Annotated in this window: 4 protein-coding genes; 3 read left to right on the forward strand and 1 reads right to left on the reverse strand. The window is 77.0% G+C overall.

Features of this window, described 5'->3' with window-relative positions:
* Positions 1-1,859: DUF2264 domain-containing protein (locus BIV57_RS23030; RefSeq protein WP_071658803.1), on the reverse strand; the 1,859-nt coding region annotated here is incomplete at its 3' end.
* A 290-nt stretch (positions 1,860-2,149) separates the two neighbouring features.
* Between BIV57_RS23030 and BIV57_RS23035 the strand changes: the two genes are divergently transcribed.
* The 3 genes from BIV57_RS23035 to BIV57_RS23045 all read left to right on the forward strand — a co-directional run.
* A complete protein-coding gene (locus tag BIV57_RS23035; protein WP_071658804.1) occupies positions 2,150-2,653 on the forward strand; it encodes a hypothetical protein in 504 nt (167 codons plus the stop codon).
* Positions 2,654-2,721: 68 nt separating this feature from the next.
* Positions 2,722-3,897: a sensor histidine kinase gene (locus BIV57_RS23040; RefSeq protein ID WP_071658805.1), complete on the forward strand. Its 1,176-nt coding sequence runs from the start codon at positions 2,722-2,724 to the stop codon at positions 3,895-3,897.
* On the forward strand, positions 3,894-4,371 hold a 478-nt coding region (locus tag BIV57_RS23045), incomplete at its 3' end, for a response regulator (RefSeq protein WP_071658806.1). The genes BIV57_RS23040 and BIV57_RS23045, both read left to right, overlap by 4 nt.

Genomic DNA, 4,371 nt, shown 5'->3' on the forward strand with positions numbered 1-4,371 from the left:
CCCAGCGCGTGGACCGAGACATGGACGCCGCGGCCCCCCTCGGGCCGCCCCGCGGCCCAGAGCACCGGCACCTCCGCCCCGCCGCCCAGCGGCGTCACCGCGCCGTACGGCAGCGTCTCGGCGCGCGCCCCCGACCAGCCCGCCAGCGGCGCCAGCACCGAGCGCCAGCGGTCGTCGCCCGCCCACGCCGCGCCGCCCGCCGGCAGCGACGGCTTCTCCGCCGCCTCGGTGGCGACCAGCGTGCCGCCCTCCCGGACGGTCCAGCCCTCCGGCGCGTCCACCAGGTGGCACCGCACCTCCGCGTCCGCGTGCAGCACCGACGCCGTCACCACGCGCGCCCCCGGCAGCGCCCGGCCGCCGATGAACGGCTGGTGCCAGGACGCCGCGACGTCCTCGCCGCGCACCGCGAACCCGCCGATCGCGCCGCGGGTGGTGGCCCGCTCCCAGGCGTCCACCAGGGCCAGGTGCCCGTCCGCGCCGTCGCTCCAGGCCTGGCCGAAGCCGGGCGAGGTGTGGGTGGTGTAGCCGAGGCGCGCGTAGACGGGCCCGTAGCCCTCGCCGGTGGGCGCGGCGGCGCCGGGCCGGGTGTGGTCGGTGCCGTGGTTGACCACCCGCACCACCCCGTGGCGGCGGCTGGTGGCGACCAGCCATCCGAGGTCCGGCAGGGCGACGGTCGCCGGGGTGTCGTTGCGCTCGGACGGCTGCGGCTGCTCCGGCTCCGTCCACAGCGGGTGGTCCGCCGGGGCGGAGAGGCCGAGCATGCCGATGCCGGCCCAGTAGGGGGAGCCGGGCCCGCTGTAGCCCTGCACCATCGGCAGGTACTCCCCGGTCGTCCAGCCGAGGGCGAGCGGGCCGGTCGAGCCGGCGCCGCGGTCGGTGAAGTACCGCATCGTGCCGCTGGCCAGCCGGCGGGTGGCGCCGGGGGCGAGCGGGGAGACGCCCTCCAGGGCGGCCGCCCAGGGGCCGGCGAGGACGGCGGTGCGGTAGGCGAGGGAGCGTCCGAGGAAGAGCGGGGAACCGTCCGGGGCGAAGAGCCGGGAGTAGGAGCCGGCGAAGGCGGCGAGCCGCTCGCGGTAGCGGGCCCGGCGGTCGGCGGGGGCGCGGTCGCCGCGCAGCCGGTACCACATCCACAGATAGGGGTGGATGACCCAGGAGTTGTAGTGGTCGAGGGCGCGGCCCTGGGTCTCCAGGGGGCCGTCGTTGTACCAGCCGTCGCCGAGGTACCACGACTCCACGCGCTCCACGTCGGCCTCGGCGTGCGGCCGGGCCACCGGGATCCCGGCGGAGTCGCAGAACGCCTCGGTGATGGCGGTGAAGAGCAGCCAGTTGTTGTCCCAGGCCTGCAGGGAGGCGTGGTGGGCGAGCCAGGCGCCGAGGCGCTGGCGGACGCCCTCGTCGAGCCGGTCCCAGAGCCACTCGCGGGAGAGCGCCAGGCCGAAGGCGACGGCGGAGGCCTCGACGATCGGCTGGGCCGGGCCCTCCACCGGGGCGCGGCGGGTGTCGGCGGCGTGCGCCCAGGCCTCGGGGCCGCCGGGCTCGACCGCGGCGGCGAGGCCGGCGGCGTACCACTCGGCGTGGTTCTCCGGGTCGGCGCCGCGGGCGCCGGCGATGCGGGCGGAGGCGGCGAGGAAGGAGCGGGCGAAGCCCTCCAGGCCGTCGCTGCGGCGGCCGCTGACGGAGAGCCGGCTGGCGGGCGGGAGGACGGCGGCGTGCCCGGGGCTGGTGTGCGGGCGGAGGCCGAGCAGCCAGTGGTCGGCGACGGCCTCCCAGTGGGCGCGGGTCCAGCCGGTGAAGGGCGCCGACTCCCGGTCCTCCGGGGGGAGTTGGAGTTCGATCGGCGCACCGGACGTGCGGTACATGGGCTGCCTTCCTCCGTGCCGCCCATCTGGGCTGCACATTCGTGCGTGATTCCTGCCGGGTTATTGCACTCCCCATCACATCAGGGGAGGTGGGCCGAGGGAAGGGCGGACGTCCGACGTATCCCGCTCCACCCGCGGGTGGAGGACGCCCGCCCGGCAGGCTCCACCCGGTGTTCCACCCGCGCGCCGAGGCCGCGCGGCGCCCCGAAATCTAGCTTGGGAGACGTCGCCGAGAGCGACGCAGGACCGAACCCCAGACCTTCCGCGAACGCCACGCAGAGGAGCCCGCCATGTCCGGATCGCTCACCCCCGCCCTGATCGCCGGCGTCGTCGTCCTGATGATCGTCCGACAGTTCGCGCCGCAGCGGGCCGGCGGGGGGCGCAGGGTCTGGGTGCTGCCGATCATCCTCGCGGTCGTCGCCTTCACCAGCGGCGGCGGGCTCATCGACCACCACCACGCCGGCGCCTCGATGGCGCTGGAGGGCGTCGGCCTGGCCGTCTCCCTCATCGGTGGCATCCTGTGGGGAGCGACCGCCCGCGTCTGGATCGGGAGCGACGGTGCCGCCTGGTCGCGGGCCAGCGTCCTCTCGCTCGTCGTCTGGCTCGGCGCGCTCGCCGCCCGCATCGCCGTCTTCGCTCTGGGGCACGCCATGCATGTCTCCCTCCCCACCGGCGCCATCACCCTCTCCTTCGCGGTGATGCTGCTGGCCCGCGGCGCGGTCGTCGCCTTCCGGATGAACGCCCTCGCCCCGTCCTCGGCCCCCCACGCCGCCTTCGGCGCCGGCATCCGGTGACCACCCGGCTCGGCGGGGGCCCGGAACCCGGACCCCGCTTCTGGACCGGCTGGCCCTCCCGCGAGGCAATGGCGCGGGAGGGCGGCGACCTGTCCTGGCGGCAGACCAAGCTCGCGATACGGCTCGCCGCGCTCGCCGCCCTCACCGTCTACAGCATCACCGAGCTGCACGGCGAGCCCGCGCTGCGGCTCCGGCAGGCCGCCGTCGCCGCGCTGATGCTCGCCGCGCTCCCGGCGCTCCGGCTGATCCGGGCCCGCGCCAGGCGCCACGACCTGCGCTGGTGCGTCGGCGCCATGGTCGCCCTGGCGCTGATCCCCGCCGGCCTCGCGCTGCTGGGCGCGGAGACCGCGGCCGTCGTCGTCGCCATCGTCACGCTGATCGCGGGGGTGCAGTGGATGCCGGCGGCGATCCCCGCCGCGGCGGTCGTCCTCACCGTCCCGGTGATCCTGTACGGCTTCCGGGACCCCGGCTGGTGGGGCTCCCTGCTGGCACTCGGCGCCGCCCTCTCCGGCGGCTACGGCTCCCGCGCCAACTGGGAGGCCCGCGGCGAGATCCAGCGGCGGCTCACCGAGGAGCGGGCGCTGCGCGCCGCCGTCCAGGACGCGGCCGAGGCCAACGCGCGCACCGCGGCGCTCGACGAGCGCGCCCGGCTCGCCCGCGAGATCCACGACGTGCTGGCGCACAGCCTCTCCGCGCAGGTCGTCCATCTGGAGGCGGCCCGGCTGATGCTGGAGCGCGGCGACGGCTCCGCGGCCAACCGCGCCGAGGTGCTGCAGCGGGTCGTCGACGCCCGCGCGATGGCGCGCAACGGCCTGGAGGAGACCCGCGGCGCGCTGCGCGCCCTGCGCGGCGAGAACGCGCCGGCCGCCGACGAGCTCGCCGCGCTGGCCCGCGCCGACGGCGCGCTGATCGACGTCCGCGGCCCGGCCCGGCCGCTGTCCGCCGAGGCCGGGCAGGCGCTGCGCCGCACCGCGCAGGAGGCCCTCACCAATGTGCGCAAGCACGCGCCCGGCGCCAAGGCGCATCTGACGCTCGACTACCTCCCGGACGCGGTCGAACTGGAGGTCACCAACCCGCGGTCGGCGCCGGACGGCCGCGGGGAGCGCGAGCTGGCGGCGTCCGGAAGCGGGTACGGTCTACTCGGTATGCGGGAACGCGCCGAGCTGCTCGGCGGCGAGTTCCGCGCCGGACCGACCGAGGAAGGCTTCCGGGTGTGGGTGAGGCTGCCGACGGAGACGGCGTGAGCGATTCCGGCACGCGCGAGCTGCGGGTGCTGATCGCCGACGACCAGACGGTGGTGCGCGACGGCATCGCCATGCTGCTCGGGCTGATGCCCGGCATCGCGGTGGTGGGCGCGGCCCCGGACGGCGCGGAGGCGGTGCGGCTGGCCGGCGAACTCCGGCCGGACGTGGTGCTGATGGACCTGCGGATGCCGCGGATGGACGGCGTCGAGGCGACCCGCCGGATCCGCGAGACGCTGCCGGGCACCCAGGTGGTGGTGCTCACCACCTACGCGGACGACCAGTCGGTCTTCCCGGCGCTGCGCGCGGGGGCGCGCGGCTATCTGACGAAGGACGCCGGCGCGGAGGAGATCGCCCGGACGGTGCGCGATGTGTGCGGCGGCGAGGCGGGGCTCTCGCCGCAGGTGCAGGCGCGCCTGCTGGCCCGGCTGGCGCCGGGGGAGGAGGAGCCGGCGGCTGCGGCTCCCGCTCCGGCCG

The organism is Mangrovactinospora gilvigrisea (assembly GCF_001879105.1).
In the GTDB taxonomy this organism is placed as follows: Bacteria; Actinomycetota; Actinomycetes; order Streptomycetales; family Streptomycetaceae; genus Mangrovactinospora; species Mangrovactinospora gilvigrisea.

Bases quoted from the DNA above. Each gene is read 5' to 3' on its own strand.
- BIV57_RS23035 (WP_071658804.1), top strand. From the start codon at position 2,150: ATGTCCGGATCGCTCACCCCCGCCCTGATCGCCGGCGTCGTCGTCCTG.
- BIV57_RS23040 (WP_071658805.1), top strand. From the start codon at position 2,722: ATGGCGCGGGAGGGCGGCGACCTGTCCTGGCGGCAGACCAAGCTCGCG.